At 74.2% G+C, this 20892-nt stretch carries 15 protein-coding genes; 10 read left to right on the top strand and 5 right to left on the bottom strand.

Annotated elements, in window-relative coordinates:
- Window positions 1-82: 82 nt before the first annotated feature.
- On the top strand, window positions 83-1576 hold the full coding sequence (locus A6A08_RS00245; RefSeq protein ID WP_073700465.1) for a bifunctional ADP-dependent NAD(P)H-hydrate dehydratase/NAD(P)H-hydrate epimerase: 1494 nt from the start codon (window positions 83-85) through the stop codon (window positions 1574-1576).
- Window positions 1577-1749: 173 nt separating this feature from the next.
- On the top strand, window positions 1750-2616 hold the full coding sequence (locus A6A08_RS00240) for a hypothetical protein (RefSeq protein WP_073700464.1): 867 nt from the start codon (window positions 1750-1752) through the stop codon (window positions 2614-2616).
- Window positions 2617-2657: 41 nt separating this feature from the next.
- On the opposite strand, the gene A6A08_RS00235 is transcribed toward A6A08_RS00240, so the two are convergent.
- A complete protein-coding gene (locus A6A08_RS00235; RefSeq protein WP_073700463.1) occupies window positions 2658-3146 on the bottom strand; it encodes an NUDIX hydrolase in 489 nt (162 codons plus the stop codon).
- On the bottom strand, window positions 3143-3808 hold the full coding sequence (locus A6A08_RS00230; RefSeq protein WP_073700462.1) for a TetR/AcrR family transcriptional regulator: 666 nt from the start codon (window positions 3806-3808) through the stop codon (window positions 3143-3145). The genes A6A08_RS00235 and A6A08_RS00230 overlap by 4 nt, the downstream gene beginning before the upstream one ends.
- An 89-nt stretch (window positions 3809-3897) precedes the next feature.
- On the opposite strand from A6A08_RS00230, the gene A6A08_RS28440 reads away from it, so the two are divergent.
- From A6A08_RS28440 to A6A08_RS00210, 4 genes are all read left to right on the top strand, one after another.
- Window positions 3898-4842, top strand: coding sequence for a hypothetical protein (locus tag A6A08_RS28440; RefSeq protein ID WP_073700461.1), 945 nt, complete (start codon window positions 3898-3900; stop codon window positions 4840-4842).
- Window positions 4842-6137, top strand: a complete 1296-nt coding sequence (locus tag A6A08_RS00220; protein WP_073700460.1) for a methyltransferase — start codon at window positions 4842-4844, stop codon at window positions 6135-6137. Before A6A08_RS28440 ends, A6A08_RS00220 begins: the two co-directional genes overlap by 1 nt.
- A 63-nt stretch (window positions 6138-6200) precedes the next feature.
- Window positions 6201-6827: a DUF6518 family protein gene (locus A6A08_RS00215; protein WP_073700459.1), complete on the top strand. Its 627-nt coding sequence runs from the start codon at window positions 6201-6203 to the stop codon at window positions 6825-6827.
- Window positions 6828-7176: 349 nt separating this feature from the next.
- Window positions 7177-9372 carry a protease PrsW gene (locus A6A08_RS00210; protein ID WP_073700458.1) on the top strand — a complete coding sequence of 732 codons (2196 nt, stop codon included), beginning with the start codon at window positions 7177-7179 and terminating at the stop codon, window positions 9370-9372.
- Window positions 9373-9685: 313 nt separating this feature from the next.
- Here the strand turns inward: A6A08_RS00210 and A6A08_RS00205 are convergent, their stop codons facing one another.
- A complete protein-coding gene (locus tag A6A08_RS00205) occupies window positions 9686-12028 on the bottom strand; it encodes a molybdopterin-dependent oxidoreductase (protein ID WP_073700457.1) in 2343 nt (780 codons plus the stop codon).
- 218 nt (window positions 12029-12246) lie between these two features.
- On the opposite strand from A6A08_RS00205, the gene A6A08_RS00200 reads away from it, so the two are divergent.
- The 3 genes from A6A08_RS00200 (at window position 12247) to A6A08_RS00190 (ending at window position 15533) form a co-directional block, all read left to right on the top strand.
- Window positions 12247-13194: a CoA ester lyase gene (locus tag A6A08_RS00200; protein ID WP_073700456.1), complete on the top strand. Its 948-nt coding sequence runs from the start codon at window positions 12247-12249 to the stop codon at window positions 13192-13194.
- Between the two features lie 72 nt (window positions 13195-13266).
- Window positions 13267-13965, top strand: coding sequence for a response regulator transcription factor (locus tag A6A08_RS00195; protein WP_073701022.1), 699 nt, complete (start codon window positions 13267-13269; stop codon window positions 13963-13965).
- 131 nt (window positions 13966-14096) lie between these two features.
- Window positions 14097-15533: a HAMP domain-containing sensor histidine kinase gene (locus A6A08_RS00190; protein WP_073701021.1), complete on the top strand. Its 1437-nt coding sequence runs from the start codon at window positions 14097-14099 to the stop codon at window positions 15531-15533.
- 152 nt (window positions 15534-15685) lie between these two features.
- On the opposite strand, the gene A6A08_RS00185 is transcribed toward A6A08_RS00190, so the two are convergent.
- Window positions 15686-17395 (bottom strand): S1C family serine protease, encoded by a 1710-nt coding sequence (locus tag A6A08_RS00185; RefSeq protein ID WP_073700455.1) that lies wholly within the window; start codon window positions 17393-17395, stop codon window positions 15686-15688.
- A 239-nt stretch (window positions 17396-17634) separates the two neighbouring features.
- Here A6A08_RS00185 and A6A08_RS00180 point away from each other — a divergent pair, with 239 nt between their 5' ends.
- Window positions 17635-18240 carry a response regulator transcription factor gene (locus tag A6A08_RS00180; protein WP_073700454.1) on the top strand — a complete coding sequence of 202 codons (606 nt, stop codon included), beginning with the start codon at window positions 17635-17637 and terminating at the stop codon, window positions 18238-18240.
- 187 nt (window positions 18241-18427) lie between these two features.
- Here the strand turns inward: A6A08_RS00180 and A6A08_RS00175 are convergent, their stop codons facing one another.
- The gene (locus tag A6A08_RS00175; protein ID WP_073700453.1) at window positions 18428-20596 is read right to left on the bottom strand and encodes a SpoIIE family protein phosphatase; all 2169 of its coding nucleotides are present in this window, start codon (window positions 20594-20596) and stop codon (window positions 18428-18430) included.
- Window positions 20597-20892: the final 296 nt, after the last annotated feature.

Raw genomic sequence — 20892 nt, 5'->3', positions numbered from 1 at the left:
GGCCCTTACGGTGTGGCGAACCCACCCCGCCCGCCCCCGACTGCGGCACGATGGTGGCCGGTCCACCCCCGGGAGGTAACCCGTGCTCTCCGCACACAGCGTCAGCGCCGTCCGTGAAGCCGAGTCCGCGCTCATGGCGCGCGTTCCCGACGGAACCCTCATGCGCAGGGCCGCGGCCGGGCTCGCCGCGGAGTGCGCCCGGCTCCTGCCCCGTGTGTACGGGGCGCGCGTCGTCCTCCTGGTCGGCGGCGGGGACAACGGCGGCGACGCCCTGTACGCGGGCGCGAGCCTCGCGGCGCGGGGAGCGGACGTGCACGCCCTGCTCGCGGGGAGGGGCCTCCACCAGGACGGTGCCCGCGCCCTGCGCGCGGCGGGCGGCCGGACCCGGTGGTTCACCGACGCCATGGCGGACGAGAGCGACCTGTTCGACGCCGACCTCATCGTCGACGGGCTCCTCGGTATCGGCGGGCGCGGGGGGCTGCGCGAGCCGCACGCCACGCTGGCCCTGCTCGCCGCGAACTCCCCCGCCCCCGTGGTCGCGGTCGACCTGCCCAGCGGAGTGGACGCCGACACCGGCGAGGTCTCCGGGCACGCCGTCCGCGCCGACGTCACCGTCACCTTCGGCACCCACAAGCCGGGTCTGTTCGTCGACCCGGGCTCCGACCGCGCGGGCCGGATCCACCTCGTGGACATCGGGCTGGCCCCCGAGCTGTCCGGGCCCGCCCTGGTCCGTCCACAGGCTGTGGACATCGCCTCGCTCCTGCCGGTCCACGGCGCCGAGACCGACAAGTACCGCCGGGGCGTGCTCGCCGTCCGCGCGGGATCGGACCGGTACCGGGGCGCCGCCGTCCTGTGCGTCGGGGGAGCGCTGCGCACCGGGGTCGGGATGGTCCGCTACGGGGGCGGGCCGAGCGTCGTCGACCAGGTGCTCTCCCGCTGGCCGGAGACCGTCGCCGACCTCCTGGACCCGCAGAGCAGCACCGACCTGTCACCCGGGCGGGCCTCGGCCGTCGTCATCGGCTCCGGGCGCGGCACGCATCCGGCCAACTCCGACGAACTCCACGCCGTCCTGGAGAGCGACCTGCCCGTACTCGTCGACGCCGACGGGCTCACCCTGCTCACGGGGCGCGGAGGAGCCGCGCTGGCCGAACTGGTCGGCGAGCGGACGGCGCACACGGTGCTGACCCCGCACGCCGGGGAGCTGGCCCGGCTGCTGGAGGCCGACCGGGGGGACGTGGAGGCGAGTCGCCTGGAGTACGCGGCCCGCGCCCGCGACCGCTTCGGGTGCACGGTCCTGCTCAAGGGGTCGACCACGGTGGTCGCGCACCCGGGAGCGCCCGTGGTCGTCAACCCGACGGGTACGCCGCTGCTGGCGACGGCCGGGTCCGGTGATGTGCTGTCGGGGGCGATCGGCGCGCTCCTGGCCGCCGGGCTGCCCGCGCGTGAGGCCGCGATGTGCGGCGCCTACCTGCACGGACGCGCCGCCGTGCTCGCCCGGGACGGGGCGCCGATCAGCGCGTCCGACCTGCTGGACGCGCTGCCCCTCGCGATCCAGGAGGCCGACCGGGCCGGCTGAGGCCCGTACGGATCCTGCACGGGGACCGCGTGGACGCTCTCGGTGCCGATCGCCCGGAGGCGGGCGTCGGTCCCCGAGAAGGCCTCGGGGGAGGGCGTGTGGCATGCTGGGGTCCCCCTTCACCGGCTGGACGGGCGTTCCCCCATGTCCCCCGCACACCCGCGCGGTGCCGCATGACCGCCGCAGTGATCATCCTCGTGCTCTTCGTCCTCGGAACCACGGCCGCACTGTACGTGGAGACGCGCGTCATCGCCGCCGACAGACGGGTGGCCGGGGGGACACCGGAAGACGGCAACGCACGGCTGTGGTTCGACGCAGTCCGGGCAGCGCGGTTCCCCCGTTCGTGCGTGCGCTTCTGGTGGGGTTTCCTCGCCAGTGGATGCGTTCTCCTGTACGCGAGGGAGGCCGCGCTCGCCTACGGGGCGGGAGCGTTCGTCTTCTTGGGCGTGAGCGGTCTGCCACCGGACCCGTTCGACGACTCCCTGCGTCGGCTCCGGGACGGACGCGGAGCCGACGACCGTTCCGGATCTTCGGCCACCATGCCGGTCACCCTGTACCGCCGCCCCGTCCGTGTCCTGGGGGTCGCGGTGGTGCTGGTCCTGATGGCGCTGTCCGCGGTGCTCGTGCTCGGCGCGGAGGAGGGTGACCGGTATGCGTCAGTGGCGGTATCGCTGCCGGTCCTCGCGCTGGTGGTCTGGCAGCGGACGGTCTATCCGGAGGTCCGCCTGTCCGGAACGGGCCTGATCCTGAAGCGGTACGTCGCCAGGGTCGCGGTTCCCGTGGAACAGGTCGTACGGGTCGATGCCGGGGACGGGGTCGGCGTCCACCTCGCCGACGGCGGGGTGTTCCGCTCCAGGGCCTGGGGGCGCACCGTGGCCCAGAACCAGAGGGTGGCCAGGCGGATCGCCCGGTTCGTCCGGGAGGCCCGCGACGGGCTGCCCGGGTCCGCCGACCGTCCCGTGGTGTGGGGCCGGGACTTCGCGGCGAGCCCGTTCGCCGTGTGGCTCGGCCTGGTCCTCGCCGGGGTTCCGAGCATCTGACCCCGCGCTCACCGCTCCGGGCGAAGTCCGCGAACCACCGCTCAGAGGGAGCGGGCGGCGTCGATGCCGCGCTGCACGATGTCGGTGATGAAGTAGTCGCCCGGGTCGCGCTCGTCGCGCAGCCGGTGCACCAGGGAGTCGTCCACCCACATGAACTCGGTGTGCTTGCCCGGCTCCAGGCGCGGCGCGTCCAGGTCGCCCTCCACCCGCACCAGGTAGTCCACCTCGTGCCGGGTCACGCCGTCCCCGGGGTCCCAGTCCAGCCGGAACAGCTCGGCCAGCACCTCGGTGAGCCTCCAGCCGGTCTCCTCCTCGACCTCGCGCGCCAACCCCTCCAGCATGCCCTCACCGCGCTCGACGTGCCCGCCGACGATGTCCCAGCAGTGCGGGAACACCTTCCGGGTGGGGGACCGGCGCTGCGCGAAGACCCTGCCCCGGCCGTCGGCGATGACCGCGCCCGCCACGTGGGTCCGCCCGTCGGAGGTGTCCGGGAACCCGACCCCCGGCGCCACCGTGATACCGCTGCTCATGCGCCCTCCTCCTCGTCCGGGGGCCAGCCTACGTCCCGGCCCCGCCGGGGCAGGCGCAGGGTGAGCAGCTTCGCCCGGGGGGCCAGCCCCGCGGCCAGGCCGAAGACCGCCTCGGTGCGCGAGTGGTCCTCGTCGAGCACCGAGAACAGGTTCACGCCCAGGTAGAACGTGATCGCCCCGTAGGCCACCTCGCGGGCGGGCAGCAGCCTGCCCAGGGCGGATCCGCCCAGGACCCGGTTCCACTCGTGCTCGATGAAGGCGATCCACGGCTCGGAGCGGGCCCGGATCTCCTCGCGCAGCTCCGGCTTGGTGACGGCGGCGGCCACCAGCTCGGAGAACTCGGTGATGTAGCCGCGCTCCAGGTCGGTCCGGTAGATCCGCATGGCCGCCTCCACCAGCTCCTCCAGGGTGCCCGCCCGTGCGGTGATCTCCCGGTACATGGCCATGCGCTCGGCGCTGGAGCGGTCCAGCGCGGCCAGCAGCAGCTGGTCGACCCCGCCGAAGTGGTAGAAGACCAGCGCCGAGTTGGCCTCCGCGCGTGTGGCGATGGCCCGCGCCGACGCCCCGGCGTACCCCTCCTCACGCAGTACCTCGCTCGCGGCCGCGAGCAGACGCTCCTTGGTCTCCTCGCTCGTGCGCCGTCCTCCGCCGCTCCTGGCCATGATCCTCCTTGCCCTCGGGAAGGTTTTCATCATACGGTTTAATCGAGTGATTAAATCAAGCGTTTTAATCGCATGTCGAAGGAGTCTCCGTGCCCCCAGGCGACGTCCCCTCACCCTCACGGGCCCGCTGGTTGCTCGCCGGGCTGGTCCTGGCCGCCTTCGCCGCCCTGCTGGCCCTGCGGATCCACCACTGGGGCGGCCTGGACCAGACCGCCCTGTTCTACGTCGGCCTGCCCGCGACGATCGCCCTGCTCGTGGTGTTCACCGTGCGGGCCAGGAGCGTCGTCGGCGTCGCCATGGCCTGCACCACCGTCGGCCTGGCCCTGTCCGGGCCCCTGCTCGGAGAGGGCCTGGTGTGCCTGGTCGTCGCCGCGCCCCTGGTCTACGGCGTCGTGGCGCTGGTCGCCTGGGTGGCGACGCTGGTCCTCGGCGGGGGCGACCGCTCCCAGCACGCCCTGCTCTCGGTGCCGCTGCTCTTCGTGCTCGCGCTGGAGGGCGTCGCCGGGATCTCCCTGCTGCCCAGGGCCGACACGGGGGAGGGCCACGCCGTGGTCTCCGCCTCCGCGGAGGGCGTCGCCGCGGCCCTGGCCGCACCGCCCGAGTACGAGGCCCCCGAGGCGCTCTTCCTGCGCGCCGTCCCCTTCCCGCGCCCCGTCTCGGCGTCCGGCGGGGGCCTGGAGGTCGGCGACACCCGGCTGGTCCGCTTCACCCCGCGCAGCACGCTGCGGTTCGGCGACGAGCCCACCCCGCGCCACATGGAGCTGAGGATCGTGGAGAGCGAGATCCGCGGGGACGGCGGCCGGGTGGTGTTCGAGGTGGTCGAGGACACCGCCTTCGCGAACTGGATGGACATGCGCCGCGCCGAGGCCGTGTGGCGGGCCGAGGGCACCGGGACCCGCCTGACCTGGTCCATCGACTACGAGCGCACCTACGAGCCGTCCTGGTACTTCGGACCGGTCCAGTCCTACGCCACCGACCTGGCCGCCGAGTACCTCGCCGCGACCTTCGGCGCCGCCGTGCCCGGGGACTCGTGATGGGGCCGGAGACCCCCGCGGCCCTGGTCCGCGGCGTCGGCCTGTTCGCCCCGCTGCTGCCCATGATCGTGCTGTGCCTGTGGCGCGCGCCCCGACAGCGCGAGATCGCCGCCATGGTCGTGGCGGGGGCGTGGTCCCTGCTCACGCTCGTCCCGCTCAACCTGTACGCGCTGCGCGCGGGCTGGTGGTCCTTCCACGCCGAGGGCGCCGTGTGGCTCGGCGTCCCCGTCGACCTGCTGCTCGCCTGGGCGCTGCTGTGGGGGTCCCTGCCCGCGCTGCTGCTGCGCCTCCTGCCGGTCCCGCTGCTCGCCGGCCTGCTCGTGTGGGTGGACGTCATCGTCATGCCGCTCGCCGAACCCGTGGTGGTGCTGGGGCCCCTGTGGCTGCTCGGCGAGTTCGCCGGTTCCGCGCTGTGCCTGATCCCCGCGCTGCTGCTGGCCTACTGGACCCGCGCCGGCCAGCTGGTCCACGCCCGGATGTGGGCGCAGGCGGCACTCGCCCTCGGGCTCATGGTCGTCGCACCGCTGGTCGCCCTGGACGCCCTTCCCGCACCGGGTGCGGCCTTCACCGCCGCACAGGTCCTCGCGCTGGTGTGCCTGCCCGGCCTGGCGGCGGCACGCGAGTTCGCCCGGGTGGGCGGCGGCACCCCGCTGCCCTTCGACCCGCCCGTCCGGCTGGTCACCAGCGGCCCCTACGCCTACCTGCGCAATCCGATGCAGACCGCGATCGCCGCCGCCTACGTGGTCCTGTTCCCGGTGACGGGGAACCCGTGGCTGCTGGGCGGCGCGCTGGCCGCGTTCGCCTACGGCGCCGGATTCGCCGGGTGGCACGAGGGAGGCCGGCTGCGTGAGGCGTTCGGGCGGGACTGGGAGGCCTACCGGGCGGGCGTGCGCCCCTGGCTGCCCCGGTGGCGCCCGTGGCCCGGCCGGACATCGGGCACCCTGTACGTGGCGTCGGACTGCGACATGTGCCGGGGCCTGGGCGGCCGGCTCGCCGCCCGGGCCCCCGTGGCGCTGGAGCTGAGACCGGCGGCGGAGCACCCCGAGGTGCTGTACCGCCTGACCTACGAGACTCCCGGCGGGCTCCGCTGGAGCGGGGTCTCCGCGCTGGCCCGGGCGCTCGAACACCTCCACCTGGGGTGGGCGCTCGTCGGCTGGGCGCTCGACCTGCCCGGGCTGCGGCACTTCGCGCAGCTGTGCGCCGACGCCTTCGGCGCCGGACCCCGGCCCTCACGGGAGCCCGCCGACGCGCCGGACGGGGAGGGGCGGGCGCCCGCGCGCGGTGTCGAGGTGTGAGGCGGGCGCGGTCCGCCGGACACACCGCGAACCGGCGGGGCGCCCGGCCGCGTTGGCGCGACCATGGACACGATCACGGAGAGGGCCTCGCCCCTGGTACCCCTGGCCACCGCCGCCCTCGGCGGCCTGGCGGTCGGCGTGCTGACCTCGTTCGCCCAAGGATGGCTTCCGTTCGCCCTGGCGCCGCTGGCCAACTCCAGCGGGTCCTGGAGCGTCGCCGCGTTCCTGGCGGCCCTCCTGGCGACGCGGCGGTGGGTCGGCGCGGCCACCGGGGTCCTGGCACTGGCGGCCATGGTGCTCGGCTACGACCTCGCCTCCGTCCTGCGCGGCTACTCCGCCTCGGCCGGCATGACGGTCTTCTGGCTGACGGCCGCCGTCACCGTGGGACCCGTCCTGGGGCTGGGCGCCGAGGCCCTGCGGCGCCGGGGCGCGTTCGCCCCCTGGGGCGTGGGCGTTCTGTGCGGTGTGCTCATCGGTGAGGGTGTGTACGGATTCCTGTACATCCTGGAGACGACCTCGCCCGTCTACTGGGGGATCTCGACCGCCGGAGGGGTCGCCCTCCTGGTGTGGGCCTGCCTGCTGCGCTTTCCCGGGGTCCGCCCGGTCCTGACGGCGGTGGCCGTCACCGCGGTGACGGCCACCGCCTTCGCCGCCGTCTACTCCGGGAACCCGCTGACGTGGTGGTTCTGACACCGCGCCGACCCGGCCGCGCGTACCCGCCCGCGCCCTCGGCCGGCGAACGCGCCGCCGACCCCGCCTCCGGGGCGCGGGCCCCGGAGGAGCGGGAGCCGCGGCTGGCGGTCCGGCCGCGGGCCCCGGGCAGCACGAGGCGGGCGGGGGTGGGATCCCCCCGGTTACCACGCCAGGGACGGCCGTGACCGGCCGCCAGAGCCTCCGCTCTCCTGTGGACGACCGGGGGGACGGCGCCCTCCCCGGGCGGACGCCCCACCGTTATGCTCGGTCGGGGCCGACTCGTCCGCAAAGGTGGCGGGACGGGCCCCACGTCGTCTTCGCCCCCCCGTAAGGCACGAGGAAGCCCATGGAAGAACAGGCCATGCTCGCGCGGGACCTCGTGCTGCGCGTCTGTGCCGGAGCGACCGAGCTCGACCCCCACTGGCTCAGGGCCGACGGCAAGGTCACCACCCCCTTCCTCGTGCCGCGGGACCGCAACCTCGTCCGCGCGATCGTCGCCGCGGGCCGGGCCATGGGCGTCGAGCGGCTCCTGGTCTGCCGTACCCGGCCCGAGTTCTCCTACGACCCCGTCACCGAGGTCCCCCTCGACACCGACACCCTCATCGACCTCGTCCGCGGGTGGGGGCCCGTGCCCACCGACTTCCTCGTCTGCGTCGAGGACTTCTCCGCCGCCGTCCTGGTCACCGCGAACGAACTCACCGTCGCCGCCGGGCCCGCCGACTTCGTCCGCGAACTCGTCGGCGCGGACATCCCCCAGGCCCGGGCGCACTTCGGCGCGCGTGCCCGTGCCGAGGGCGGACCCGTCCTCACCCGGGCGGCCCAGCTCTACGACTGCGCCGGGACCGGGGCCCGCCACGCCCGCGGCCCCCGGGGCCCGGGCCCGGACCTGGCCGAACGCCTGGGCCGGGGCGTCGACCGCGCCCGCCGCGGCTCGCCGCGCGCGGTCCGGGCCCTGCGCGCCCTGCGCGGCGCCTGGGGGTGGCTCATGGTGGTGGCCCTGCTCGCGGCGCCCCTGGTCGTCCCCGGTCTGGAGGCCGCGCTGCCCGCCCTGGCCGCCGCCTTCGTCCTGCTGTTCCAGCTGGCCTGGCCGGCGCGCTCGCGCACCGTCTCCTTCGCCGCCCTGCTGCGGGTGGCCGCCCTCGGCGCGCTCCTGCTGTGGCCCCTCGCCCTCGCCGAGGCCGCCGTGGTCCGGCTGCTGGGCATCGACCCCTACGGCGTCCTCGGCTACACCTACGTCGCCGTGTCCGTGGAGGAGATCGGCAAGCTCGCCCCGCTGCTGCTCCTGGCCCTGGTGGCCCGCCGACGGATGCGCCGCCTGGCCGCCGTCGACTTCCTGCTGCTGGCCGCCGCCTCCGGGGCCGGGTTCCAGCTCGCCGAACGCCTGCTCACCGAGGTGGCGCTGGGCGGCCGGGACCTCTCCGTCGACGGCGGCCTGTTCCTGCCCGGCGGCAGTACCGTCACCGATCCGGCGGGCACCGTGCTGGCGGTCTTCTCCGGGCACGCCGTCACCACCGGACTGGTCGGGGCCGCGCTCGGCCTGGCGGTCGTGGGCCGCCGCTACGGGGCCTGGCTGTGGCTGCTGCCCCCGGTCGCGCTGACCCTGGCGTTCCTCGAACACCTGAACCTCAACGCGCGGCTGGCCAACGCCGCGCTCCACCCGGCCTCCGACCTCGTGCACGGCCTCCTCGGCGGCGGGGTCCTCACCCCGTGGCTGCTGGCGCTGCTGCTGTCGTGCGCGGTCGCCATGGACTACCGGATGATCGCGACCGCGGCCGAGTCCACGCCGCCGCTGCCCGGGCAGCCGCCGCTGGCACGCCTGCGCCGCTGGGCCCGGGGCCGCTCCGTGGCCATGCGCGTGCGCGTGCCCGCCGACATCGCGCCGCTGTTCCGGCGGATGGCGCTGTCCTGGGTGGACCTGCCGGTCACCCTGGCCACGACGCTGTCCACGATCGCCCACGAGTTCACCGTCGCGGCCATCGCCGCGCGACGCGGGCCCGGGGTGCTCTGCGACACCTGGCGGTTCCTGCGCAGGCGGCGCGGGAACGCCATGGGCGAGGCCCGGTCCGCGGGCAGGCCCTGGCGCCGCCACCCCTCACAGGAGGAGCTCACCCGGCAGGCACACGAGCTGGCCCGGCGGCTGGGGCTCGCGGCCACCGGCGGGGTCACCGGGGCGATGGCGGCGATGGGCGCGGCCGGGGTGTACGCCGCCTTCACCGCGCCGGTCGCCCCGGCCGGACCGGGCGGCGCCGACGGGGCCGCCTACGCGTTCGTGGCGCTGGACCGGATCCAGGGGTGGCTGGGCGGGTTGACCGCCGTCGAGACGGCCTGGGCCGCCGCGGCCCTGGCCGCGGTACTCACCCTGCTGCTGACCGGCAACGGCGTGCCGCACGCCCACCCGCGCATGCGCGAGTTCCTGCGCGCGCCCACCGCGAACACCGGTGCGATCCTGGGGATGCTCGCCCCCGGCCAGGTGGGGTACGCGGTCCTCGGCCTGGTGGGGCTGCTCCTGCCCCGGCGCGTGGACCGCCTCCTGATCCGCTGATCCGCCCACAGCCTGTGGGCGTCCCTGCGGTGACGAATCGAGTGGATCTCGATCACGTCCTTGTCCGGACGGATCCTGTAGACGATCCGATAGGTCCCCCTCCTGGCCGAGTGCGACCCGACGAAGGGCTCGTCGAGAGGTTTGCCGACCCGCCAAGGGTTCGTCCTCAGGGGGCCGTTCACGAATTCGTACGCGGTGGACGCGACCGCTTCGGGAAGCTCCTCGGTCAGAGCACGCCTGGCAGGCCCCTTGTAGACGACCCTCACGCAGTGGATCCCTTGCCGAGGCGCGCGTCCGTCAGTCCGACCATGTCCTACGCGGCGGTGACGCCCCTCGGCGGCTCGAAGGCGCGCACCGGCGGCACCTCGCCGTCGAACGGCTCCACCCGCACCCGCGTCAACTGGCCCGTGCACCCCTGGCTCAGCGCCGACGTGCCCACGTCCTCCGTCAACACGTTCGGGTTCCCGTGCGTGCATGCCACGCCCTCCGCGGAAGGGTCGTACCAGGCCCCGGTCGACAGCTGCACCACGCCCGGCCGCAGCGCCTCGCTCACCACCACGCCCGCCAGGCACGAGCCCCGGGCGCTCGACACCCGCACCACGTCCCCGTCGGCCACACCGCGCGCCCGCGCGTCCTCCGGGCGCATCCGCAGCGGCGAACGTCCCCGGACCTTCTGCGACATGCTGTGCGCGCCCATGTCCTGCTGGCTGTGCAGCCGCCCGCTCGGCTGGTTCGCCACCAGCACCAGCGGGAAGTCCTCGGCCTCCCCGTCCGCACCACCGGTCACCGCTGGACCTGGCAGCCACACCGGGTGCCCGGGGCAGTCCTCGTAGCCGAACGACGCGATGGTCTCCGAGAACAGCTCGATCCGCCCGCTCGGCGTCCGCAGGGGACTCCCCTCCGGATCCTCGCGGAACTCGCCCAGCAGGGCCTCGTCCTCCACCCGGCCGGGCATCTCCACCCGTCCGCGCTCCCAGAACTCCTCGAACCGGGGCACCTCCAGGCCGCGCCGCGCCACCAGCGAGCGCCAGCGCTCGTAGACGACCCGCATCCACTCGCCGCTGGTCCGTCCCTCGGTGAACTCCTCACGCACCCCCAGTCGCTCGGCCAGGTCGGCGTAGGTGTCGTACTCGTCGCGCGCCTGCCCGTGCGGCGACACCGCGCGCGGCATCGCCCGCACGCTCAGGTCGCCCTGGCTCGCGGCCATGTCGTCGCGCTCCAGCACCGTCGTGGACGGGATGACGATGTCGGCGTGCCGCGCCGTCGCCGTCCAGTGCGTCTCGTGCACCACCACGGTCTCCGGTCGGCCGAAGGCCCTGGTCAGCCGGGCCAGGTCCTGGTGGTGGTGGAACGGGTTGCCGCCCGCCCAGTACACCAGCCGCACGTCCGGGTAGCGGCGCTCCTCGCCGTCGTGGTCGTAGCGGCCGCCCGGGTCCAGCAGCATGTCGGCCACCCGCGCCACCGGGATGAACGAGTCCACCGGGTTGCTGCCCTGCGGCATCCGCGGCAGCCCCAGGGGCGTCGATCCGCCGCCGTAGTTGCCCATGGACCCGTATCCGGACGCGAAACCGCCTCCCGGCAGTCCCACCTGCCCCAGGCAGCACGCCAGGGCCAGCCCCGCCCACAGCGGCTGCTCGCCGTAGCGGGCACGCTGCACCGACCACCCCACGTTGACCAGGGTGCGCCGCCCGGCCATCCGCCGGGCCAGCGACCGCAGGTCGTCGGCCGCGACCCCGCTGATCCGCTCGGCCCACTCCGGGGAGCGCTCGGTCCCCTCCGGGCCGCCCTCCTCGTCGCGCTCGCCCATCACGTAGGCGCGCAGCACGTCGGCGCCGACCGTGTACCGGTCCAGGAACCCGGTGTCGGCCAGGCCCTCGGTGAACAGCACGTGCATCAGCGCCAGCATCACCGCGGTGTCGGTGCCCGGGGCGATGGAGACCCACTCGGCCCTCACGTCGTCGGGGGTGTCGTCCAGCAGCGGTGACACCGACACGAACTCCACTCCGGCCCCGGAGGCCTCGCGCATCGCCGGACCGGCGGTCTGGGCCGCCCTGCCGCCCGACGACGTCCACGTGTTGGACACGCGCAGCCCGCCGAAGGTGACCAGGAGGTCGGTGTGCTCGCGGATCTGCGTCCAGGCCGGCGCCCGGTGCAGCAGCCGGTTCGCCGCCGGGGTGCCGATGATCCGGGGGAAGAGCACCTCCACGGCGCCGTGGCTGTAGGTCGTACGGGACCGCGTGTACCCGCCGATCGTGTTGAGGAACCGGTGCAGCTGGCTCTGCGCGTGGTGGATCCGCCCCGCGCTGCCCCACCCGTAGGAGCCGCCGTAGACCGCCGCGTTCCCGTGGGTACGGCGCACCCGGTCCAGCTCCCCGGCGAGCAGGTCCAGGGCCGTGGACCACTCCACCTCGACGTAGGCGTCGTCCGGGTCGCCCCGGCGCGGGTCCGGGCCCGGGCCGTGCTCCAGCCAGCGCCGCCGCACCGCGGGACGCGCCACCCGCGAGGCGTGGTGCTGGGCGGCGGGTGTGTTGGCGATCACGGGGGAGGGCGCCGGATCGTCCGGATCCGGGTCCACCCCGACCACGCGGTCGTCCCTGACGAGCACCCGGTAGCTGCCCCAGTGGGCGCTGGTCGGATGCGACGACGTGGCGGACATGCTGGTGTACCTCCTGGTGTTCCTCGGGCCCCACCGGTGGACCCGAGTCCCACTTTATGCACCGCACGGTGCGATGATGGTCCGCGCGGCGGTGGCCCGGCGGCCGCGTGCGGACCGCGCGGCGGCGTGCGGACCGCATGGTGGCGGCCGCGGCGGCACAACCACAGTCATCCAGGCACAACCACACACGTGGTCGAGCGGAGCGGGGGACAACGGAGATGGGCGAACTCAGGTCGCGGCGATCGGTACTCGCGGTGCCGGGGTCCAACCCCCGGTTCGTGGACAAGGCGCGGGGGCTGGACGTGGACGCCTTCTTCCTCGACCTGGAGGACGCGGTCGCACCCCTGGAGAAGGAGGCCGCCCGCGAGACCGTGGTCCGGGCCCTCAACGACGGAGGCTGGGGAGACCGGGTCCGCACGGTCCGGGTCAACGACGTCACCACGGAGTGGGCCTACCGTGACGTCATCACCGTCGTCGAGGGCGCCGGGGCCGAGCTCGACGCCCTGGTCCTGCCCAAGGTCACCGGGGCCCGCGACGTGCAGTGGCTCGACACCCTCCTCACCCAGATCGAGCGCGCCGCCGGGCTGCGGGTCGGCCGGATCGGTATCGAGGCGCAGATCGAGGACGCCCGCGGCCTGGTCGCCGTCGACGAGATCGCCGCCGCCTCGCCCCGCCTGGAGAGCCTCGTCTACGGGCCCGCCGACTTCATGGCCTCCCTCAACATGAAGAGCCTGGTCGTCGGCGAGCAGCCGCCCGGCTACGACACCGGCGACGCCTACCACTACGTGCTCATGCGCATCCTCACGGCCGCCCGCGCCAGCGGCCTGCAGGCCATCGACGGCCCCTACCTCCAGATCCGCGACGTGGACGCCTTCCGCCGGTCGGCCGCGCGCACCGCCGCCCTCGGCTTCGACGGCAAGTGGGTCCTGCACCCGCTCCAGGTGGAGGCCGCCAACGAGGTGTTCGCGCCGACCCAGGAGGACTACGACCACGCGGAGCTGATCCTGGACGCCTACGCGCACGCCACCACCGTGGACCGGCGCGGCGCCGTCATGCTCGGCGGGGAGATGCTCGACGAGGCCTCCCGCAAGATGGCGCTCGTGGTCGCGGGCAAGGGCCGCGCGGCCGGGCTCAGGCGCACCCGCGAGTTCGATCCCGGCGCCTGACCGGCGCGGACCCGGCGCCGCACCCCACGGCCTCTTACCGCTTTCTCACCCTGATACGGGACCATGGTCGCCATGGAAGCCACCGCCACGGTCCTGGTCGCCGACGACGACCGCGCGATCAGGGACTCACTGCAACGCGCGCTCCAGTTGGAGGGCTACGAGGTACGGACGGCGCCGGACGGGGTCCAGGCGCTGGCCGCCGTACACGCCGAACCCGTCGACCTGCTCGTCCTCGACGTGATGATGCCGGGCGTGGACGGGCTCGGCGTGGCCCGGGTGCTGCGCGCCGAGCACGACCGCACGCCCATCCTCATGCTCACCGCGCGCGTGGAGACGCCCGACCGGGTGGCCGGGCTCGACGCCGGGGCCGACGACTACCTGGCCAAGCCCTTCGAGCTCGACGAGCTCCTCGCCAGGCTGCGCGCCCTGCTGCGCCGCGCGGCACCCGCCTCCGAGGAGGCCGGCGACGAGGGGCCGCTGCGGGTCGGCGAGCTGAGCCTGGACCCGCGCGCCCGCCGGGTCTGGCGCGGAGAGCGCGAGATCGAGCTGTCCAAGACCGAGTTCGACCTCCTCGAACTCCTGGTCCGCAACGCCGGGATCGTGCTGGACCACTCCACCATCTACGACCGCATCTGGGGCTACGACTTCGGTCCCGAGTCCAAGAACCTCGCCGTCTACATCAGCTACCTGCGCCGGAAGCTGGAGGACGGGGGACCGCCGCTCATCCAGACCGTGCGCGGGGTCGGCTACACGCTCCGCCCGCAGGGGTGAGCGTGTACCCCGGCCCGAACGGTCCGAACGGCCACGCCGATCAGCCCGTCCACACCGGTCCCGCCGGCCACGACGACTCCTCCGGCCCCGCCGACCGGTCCGGTCCCGGCACCGGCCCGTGGTGGCGGGGCGTGCTGGTGCGTCCGCGCGACTGGCGGCTGGGCACCCGTTTCGCGGTGATCTTCGCGCTGGTCGCCACCGCCGTCATCACCCTGGTCGGCGCCCTCGCCTACACCACCGCCGCCGGACTCATCCGCGCCGACGTCGAGGACGAGTTCGAGGGCACCGTCGCCGAACTGTCCGACCAGCTCGTCAGCCTCCACGACCAGGGAGACGCCTCCGGGCCGGGGCCGTTCCTGTCCGGCGACAACCTCCAACTGCAGTTCCTCGGCCCCGACGGCAGCAGGACGGTCACCGTCACCAACCCGTCCGAGGTCATCCTCTTCAACCCCTCGGACCGGGACCTGGAGGTCGCGGCGGAGGACAGGCCCGGGGTCGTCGAGATGCGCGAGCAGAGCATCAACGGGCAGCAGTACCGGCTGGCCACGGTCTCGATCGGCGACGGGAGCGGGGCCCTCCAGCTCCTGCAGGCGCTCTCGCCCACCGAGCTGATGCTGGACCGGCTCGCCACCCAGATCCTGTGGGTGGGCCTGTTCGTCGCCCTGTGCGCGGCCGCCGTGGGCTGGCTGGTGGGCCACCGCACCACCGGCCGCCTGGTGCGTCTCACCGACGCGGCCGAGTACGTCAGCTCCACCGGCCGGCTCGATCCCGTCGGCCCCGGACGCGGAGGCGAGGGCCGGGAGGGTCTGGAGGAGGCCGGACGGGACGAGGTGGGCCGCCTCAGCAGCGCGTTCAACGCCATGCTCGCCCGCCTGGCCCGCTCCAAGGACGACCAGCGCCGCCTCGTCCAGGACGCGGCACACGAACTCCGCACCCCGCTGACCAGCCTGTACACCAACGTCCAGGTGCTCGGCAGCGTGGACCGGCTCAGCCCGGAGGCGCGCGACAGCCTCATCGAGGACCTGCGCGGCGAGACCCGTGAGCTGACCGCCCTCGTCAACGAGCTGGTCGGCCTGGCCACCGGGGACCACGAGGACGAGCCGATGAGCTCCGTCTCCCTGGCCCAGGTCGCGGAGCGGGTCGCCAAGCGCACCCGCCGCCGTACCGGCCGGGACATCGTCGTGGACGCCGACGACAGCGTCGTGTGGGGCCGCCCCGGGTCCCTGGAGCGGGCCGTCGCCAACCCGGTCGAGAACTCCGCCAAGTTCGACCCCGAGGGCACCGCGCCCATCGAGATCCGGGTGCGCGGCGGGGCCGTGGAGGTCATGGACCGGGGGCCCGGCATCGACCCGGCCGAGCTCGACCGCGTCTTCGAGCGCTTCTACCGCGCCACCGTCGCCCGCGGCCTGCCCGGCTCCGGGCTCGGGCTGTCCATGGTCAGGGAGATCGCGCACGCCCACGGCGGCAGGGTGTTCGCCCGCAACCGCGAGGGCGGCGGCGCCGTCATCGGCTTCCAGCTGCCCCTGTCCACACCGCCTGATGGGGAGCAGCCGACGGGTACGGCATGAGGCCCGGCCGGAGCCCCGGACGTCCCCGCGGCGCCTGGTGCCGGGGCACGGGAAGGGGCGGGTGCCCCGGGCGTCGCGGGGCACGGGAAGGGGCGGCTCCGAACCCGGGGGTCCGGGGCCGCCCCAGAGGTGGCGACGGGCTGCCGCGCCGCTCAGTCCCCCTCGTTGCCGGTCTCGGTCTGGGCCGAGTCGGAGCTCTGCTCCCCGAGCGTCACCGTGACCTCCTCCTCGGGGCCGCTGCCGCCGGGCAGCACCCCGAGCGTCACCTCCTCGCCGGGCTGGCGGACCCGGATCTGGGCGATCAGCTCGTCCGGTGTGGACACCTCCTCGCCGTCCACGGACACCACCACGTCACCGGTCTGGATACCGGCCTCGGCGGCCGCGCCGCCGCTGGTCACGTCCACGATCTCGGCGCCGCCCACACGCGAGTTGGTGATGGTCGCCTCGATGGCCGGGTAGCTCGCGCTGCCGTCCTCGATGAGCTGCTCCGCGATCGGGCGCACCTGGTTGATCGGTATGGCGAAGCCCAGGCCCACAGAGCCGCTGTCCTGCGAGATGCCGGCGATCGCGGTGTTGATGCCGATCACCTCGCCGTTCATGTTCACCAGCGGGCCGCCCGAGTTGCCGGGGTTGATCGCCGCGTCCGTCTGGATCGCGTTGATCACCGTGGAGGTCTGCCCGTTGGCGCTCTCGGTCGCGCCGGTGTTCACCGGCCGGTTCAGCGCACTGACCACGCCCGTGGTCACCGTGCCCGTCAGGCCCAGCGGGGAGCCGATCGCGACCACCTCGGCGCCCACCCCGACCTTGTCGGAGTCGCCGAGCTCGGCCGGCTGGAGGTCGTTGCGCCCCTCCGCCTTGAGCACCGCGATGTCGGAGACCGGGTCCGAACCCAGGATCTCGGCGCGCGCGGAGGTCCCGTCGTTGAACAGCACCTCCATCGGGCCGCCCTGGGAGGCCTCCGCCACGTGCGCGTTGGTCAGGATCTGGCCGTCGGAGGAGATGACCACACCGCTGCCGCCGCCGCTGGGCGTCTGGATGGACACCACGCTCGGCAGGATCGTGTCGGCCACCTCGCCGACGGCGCCCTGGGTCTGCGTGCCCTCCGGCTCCCCGCTGAGCGAGCTGACCGGCCCGCTCAGGCCGTTGGGGAACAGGAAGGCGGTGCCCAGGGCCGCCGCGGGACCCACGATCAGGCTCGTGATCAGCGCGGTGATCGCGGCGATGGTGATGATGCCGCCGAGGCCGCGCTTCCTCCCGGGCCCCGACGCCTCGCCGTGCGGCGGACCGCCGAACGGGGGCTGGCCGCCGTACCCGCCGTGGCCGCCGTACCCGCCCGTTCCGAACGAGCCGCCGCCACCGTAGGGGTGCTGCCCCTGGTGGTGCTCACCGGGGGCGCCCGGCCCGTGGGGGACGTTCTGTCCCGGGGGCGTGTGGCCGCCGTGCTGGGCCGTGAACTGGTCGTACCGGCCGCCGGACCCGTGCGGCGGGAAGGTGTAGGAGGCCCGCTCCGGGTCGTTGGGCCCGGTGGCCCACCGCGGCGGGTGCTCGGGCGGCGAGAAGCCGGGGCCGGTCCCCTGGAAGGGTTCCGCCTGGGGCCGGAGCCCCGGCTGCTCCCCGGACTGCTGCGGGCCGGGCTGCCGGAAGGCCGGCTGCTCCCCGGACCCCGGGGCCCCGGGGTCGACGTCGGGCCGCCGGGAGCCGGCCTCCACGGGCTCCTCGCTGCGGATCCGGGCCCCGTCACCGGTGGAGGAGTACTCCTCATGCGGGTTGGAGGCCACCGGCTGGTCGGCGGGTCCGGAGGGCTGCTGGCTCCCGGCCGCCGCACCGGGCTCGGTACCTGCACTCGGTTCGTTGGCGTTCAACGCATCCTCCGACTGGCGGGACGATGTTCAATGACGGGATCCATCATGCGGGGCATGGGTTAGAACAGGGTGAGAGCCCGATATACCAGGGTTTCGAGTCCTTTTGGCACAGTGTTGGCCCGGCCCGGGCGCCGTCGGTCCGTTCCCCCGGCGCGGGTCTCCGGAAGCACTGTATGCACTGCAATGTCCGAAACGATACCGTGCTGCATCCCAAGTGAGACACCGGAGAAGAGCCGACCTTGATCAAGATTGTCCTGGCTGATGACGAACACCTGGTCAGAGGAGCCATCGCCGCCCTCCTCGGACTGGAGGAGGACCTGGAGATCGTCGCCGAGGTCGGGCGTGGCGACGAGGTGGTCGACGCCGTCCTGCGGCACGGCGCCGCCGTCGCCGTCCTGGACATCGAGATGCCCGGCGCCACCGGCCTGGAGGTCGCCGCCCAGCTCGGGAGGAGCGCCCCCGAGTGCGGCGTCGTCATCCTCACCAGCTTCGGCCGTCCCGGCTACCTGCGACGCGCCCTCTCCGCGGGCGCGCGCGGCTTCCTGGCCAAGGACGCCCCCGTCGACCAGCTCGCCGGCGCCGTCCGCCGCGTCCACGAGGGCGGCCGCTACATCGACACCGACCTCGCCGCCGCGGCCATGGTCGGCGGCGAGAGCCCCCTCACCGACCGTGAGGCCGAGGTGCTGCGCGCCGCCTCCGACGGTGCCACCGTCGCCCGGATCGCGGCCGCCCTCCACCTGACCGAGGGCACCGTGCGCAACTACCTCTCCAACGCCATCGGCAAGACCGGCGCCGACAACCGCATGTCCGCCATCCGCACGGCCCAGGACATGGGCTGGCTGTGACCCGGACACGGGGCGGAGCCTCCGAAGAACGCTGCCTGGTGCGGTGACCGCGAAGGCTCGCCGGGCCGGTCCCGTCCGGCGTGGTCCTGTACCTGGAGCGAGTTCGGGCGCCCGAACTCGCTGCAAGTACAAGACCAACGAGCGTGGAGCCTCCTGCTCCACACCCGCGACGCCCACGGCCGGCCCGCTAGAGGAAGCGCAGCACCAGCATCGCGGTGTCGTCGCTGCGCCCGCCCGGGGCGTACTCCTCCAGTTCACGGTCGATACGGCTGATCACCGCCTGGGCGGTCAGCCCGGCGCAGCCGGAGAAGATCTCCATCAGTCCCTCGTCGCCGAGCATGTCGTTGTTGTTGCGCCGCTCGGTCACGCCGTCGGTCACCGCCAGCATCACCTCGCCCGGGCGGATGTCCACGTTCTCGGTCGTGAAGCCCACGTCCTCGAACGCGCCCAGCAGCGGCTGCGACGCTCCGAACGAGGACACCTCGCCCTTCTGGTTCAGCCGCATCGGCAGCGGGTGCCCGGCGGAGACCATCCGCAGCCGCATGCCGCCCCCGCCGTCCGTGGCCGGGGTCATCTCCCCGTACAGCATCGTCAGGAACCGGGTGGAGGTGTTCTCGTCCAGGATCGCCATGTTCAGCCGCTGCATGATGTGCGACGGCGTGAACCCCTCCTTGGCCAGCGCACGCAGCGTGTGCCGTGCCAGGCCGGTCACGGCCGCCGCCTCCGGACCCGTCCCGCACACGTCGCCGATGGCGAAGCACCAGCGCCCGCTCGCCGCGAACACGTCGTAGAAGTCCCCGCCGACCACGTTCCGCTCGTCCGCCGGACGGTAGAACACCGCGTGGTCCACGCTCGGGATCACCGGCTCCTTCTCCTTCGCGGGGAGGAGGCTGCGCTGCAGGGCGTCGCTCATCGCGGCCTGCTTCTCGTGCAGCCGCGCGTTCTCCATCGCCGAGGCCACCCGGCGGCTCAGGTCGTCGGCGACGTCGACCTCGTCGCGGGTGAAGTCGTCCGACTCGTTCTTGCCGATCGTCATCCGGCCCAGCGCGCGCCCGTGCGCCACCAGCGGGATGCTGATCGCCGGTCCGCTCGCCAGCTCCCGGATCAGCTGCTCGTCCAGCCCCTCCTTGGCCAGCTCGGCCGGGGACCACAGCGGCTGCGGCTCCCGCTGCTCGTGCGGAGGCAGCCCCGTCAGCAGCGCCCGCAGGATGTCGTTGTAGTTCTCGTCGCTGTGCACCACGTGCATCAGCCGGGACACACCCATCTCGCTGATGGTCTCGATGGCGCACCACCGCCCCAGCCGCGAGGTGATCAGCTGCGCCGCCAGGGCGCCCGTCATCCGCTCGTCCAGGGTGCCCGCCAGCAGGTCGCTGGCCTCGGCCAGGAAGCTCAGCGACGCGCGCCTGCTCAGCTCCACCTCCGCCAGGCGTGCGCGCTCCACCGGGAGCGCGATCAGGTCCGCCCCCTCCTGGAGCCGCCTGGCCGCCGCCGGACCGAAGTGCCGGGCCCGCTTGGAGGCCACGCCCAGCAGGCCGGTGACCCGCCCGTCCACGATCAGCGGCGCCGTCACCAGCGAGCGCATCCCCGCGCGCAGCAGCCGTCCCCGGCCGGTGCGGGCGATCATCAGGTCGTCGTTGATCACCGCGTTCGGCTCCGGCGCCGCGGACGGGAAGATCTCCTCGGTGCGCACCCGCAGCGACCGCCACGGGGAGCCGCCCGAGGTCAGCCCGACCGCGGAGCGCACCTCCCACATGGTCTCGTCGGACGTGGCCAGGGTGATGTAGGCCGCGTCCCCGCCCAGCACCGTGGTCGCGTACTCCACGGTGCGCTCCAGCAGCTGCGGCAGCCTCAGCCGCGAGCCCAGGGCGGCGTCCAGCGCCGACCACGGCGCGGGGCGCGTGGGACGGGAGGGGCCCTTGCGCACCGGGGGCGACTCCAGCGACGGGTGCTCCTCGGTGGTGTCCTCGATCCGGAACCACACGGCCTTGTCGCCCGGCCCGTAGCTCACGCCCCAGCTGGACGCGATCGCCGACGCCAGGGCCAGTCCCAGGCCTCCGCCGCGCCCGTTGTCCCGGGACGCCGAGGCCTCCACCGAGAGCGGCCCCGCCTGCGGCACGGCCCGCTCGGGCGCGGAGTCGGTCACCATCACCTCCGTCGACCCCTCGCCCCGGCGCACGGTCACGTCCAGGGTCGACCTCGCATGGATGACGGCGTTGGTCACCAGCTCGCTGACCAGCAGGATCACATCGTCGGAGGGGCCGGGCACGCCCCACGACAGAAGGGTGTCGTGAACGAACTCGCGGGCCGCCGCCGCGGTCTCCGGGGCGGGAGGGAACTCTCGTCGGGCGACCTTCAACGCGTCTTGTGCTGGCAAGCCGTCGGTGTCCTTCGTCACTGGGTGCGTGCGCGGGGGGTGGTGGTCAGTGCCACGATACGCGTGCCGTGGCGGGCGGGTGCTGCCCGAAGCGTCGTTCGAGGATCCGGACGGACGGGAGGGCGGCGCCGGAGCGCGCTGCCCGGGCGGCTCCGGTCGGGGCCGGCGGGGAGGGTCAAGATCGGGAACCCACCTGTGCAGGTCGGCTCAGCCGGTTAGTGTAAGTCACCGACACATCCGCTTCTTTCGGGTGGTACTTCGCGCGGGTAGCGTGACGG

Origin of the sequence: Nocardiopsis sp. TSRI0078, from assembly GCF_001905145.1 — a bacterium.
In the GTDB taxonomy this organism is placed as follows: Bacteria; Actinomycetota; Actinomycetes; order Streptosporangiales; family Streptosporangiaceae; genus Nocardiopsis.
The sequence above is the reverse complement of the archived record's forward strand: the minus strand, read 5'-3'. Positions and strand labels throughout refer to the sequence as shown.

Coding starts and splice junctions, on each gene's coding strand:
- A6A08_RS00240 (WP_073700464.1), top strand. CDS start 1,750: ATGACCGCCGCAGTGATCATCCTCGTGCTCTTCGTCCTCGGAACCACG.
- A6A08_RS00235 (WP_073700463.1), bottom strand. CDS start 3,146: ATGAGCAGCGGTATCACGGTGGCGCCGGGGGTCGGGTTCCCGGACACC.
- A6A08_RS00230 (WP_073700462.1), bottom strand. CDS start 3,808: ATGGCCAGGAGCGGCGGAGGACGGCGCACGAGCGAGGAGACCAAGGAG.
- A6A08_RS00220 (WP_073700460.1), top strand. CDS start 4,842: ATGGGGCCGGAGACCCCCGCGGCCCTGGTCCGCGGCGTCGGCCTGTTC.
- A6A08_RS00215 (WP_073700459.1), top strand. CDS start 6,201: ATGGACACGATCACGGAGAGGGCCTCGCCCCTGGTACCCCTGGCCACC.
- A6A08_RS00210 (WP_073700458.1), top strand. CDS start 7,177: ATGGAAGAACAGGCCATGCTCGCGCGGGACCTCGTGCTGCGCGTCTGT.
- A6A08_RS00205 (WP_073700457.1), bottom strand. CDS start 12,028: ATGTCCGCCACGTCGTCGCATCCGACCAGCGCCCACTGGGGCAGCTAC.
- A6A08_RS00200 (WP_073700456.1), top strand. CDS start 12,247: ATGGGCGAACTCAGGTCGCGGCGATCGGTACTCGCGGTGCCGGGGTCC.
- A6A08_RS00195 (WP_073701022.1), top strand. CDS start 13,267: ATGGAAGCCACCGCCACGGTCCTGGTCGCCGACGACGACCGCGCGATC.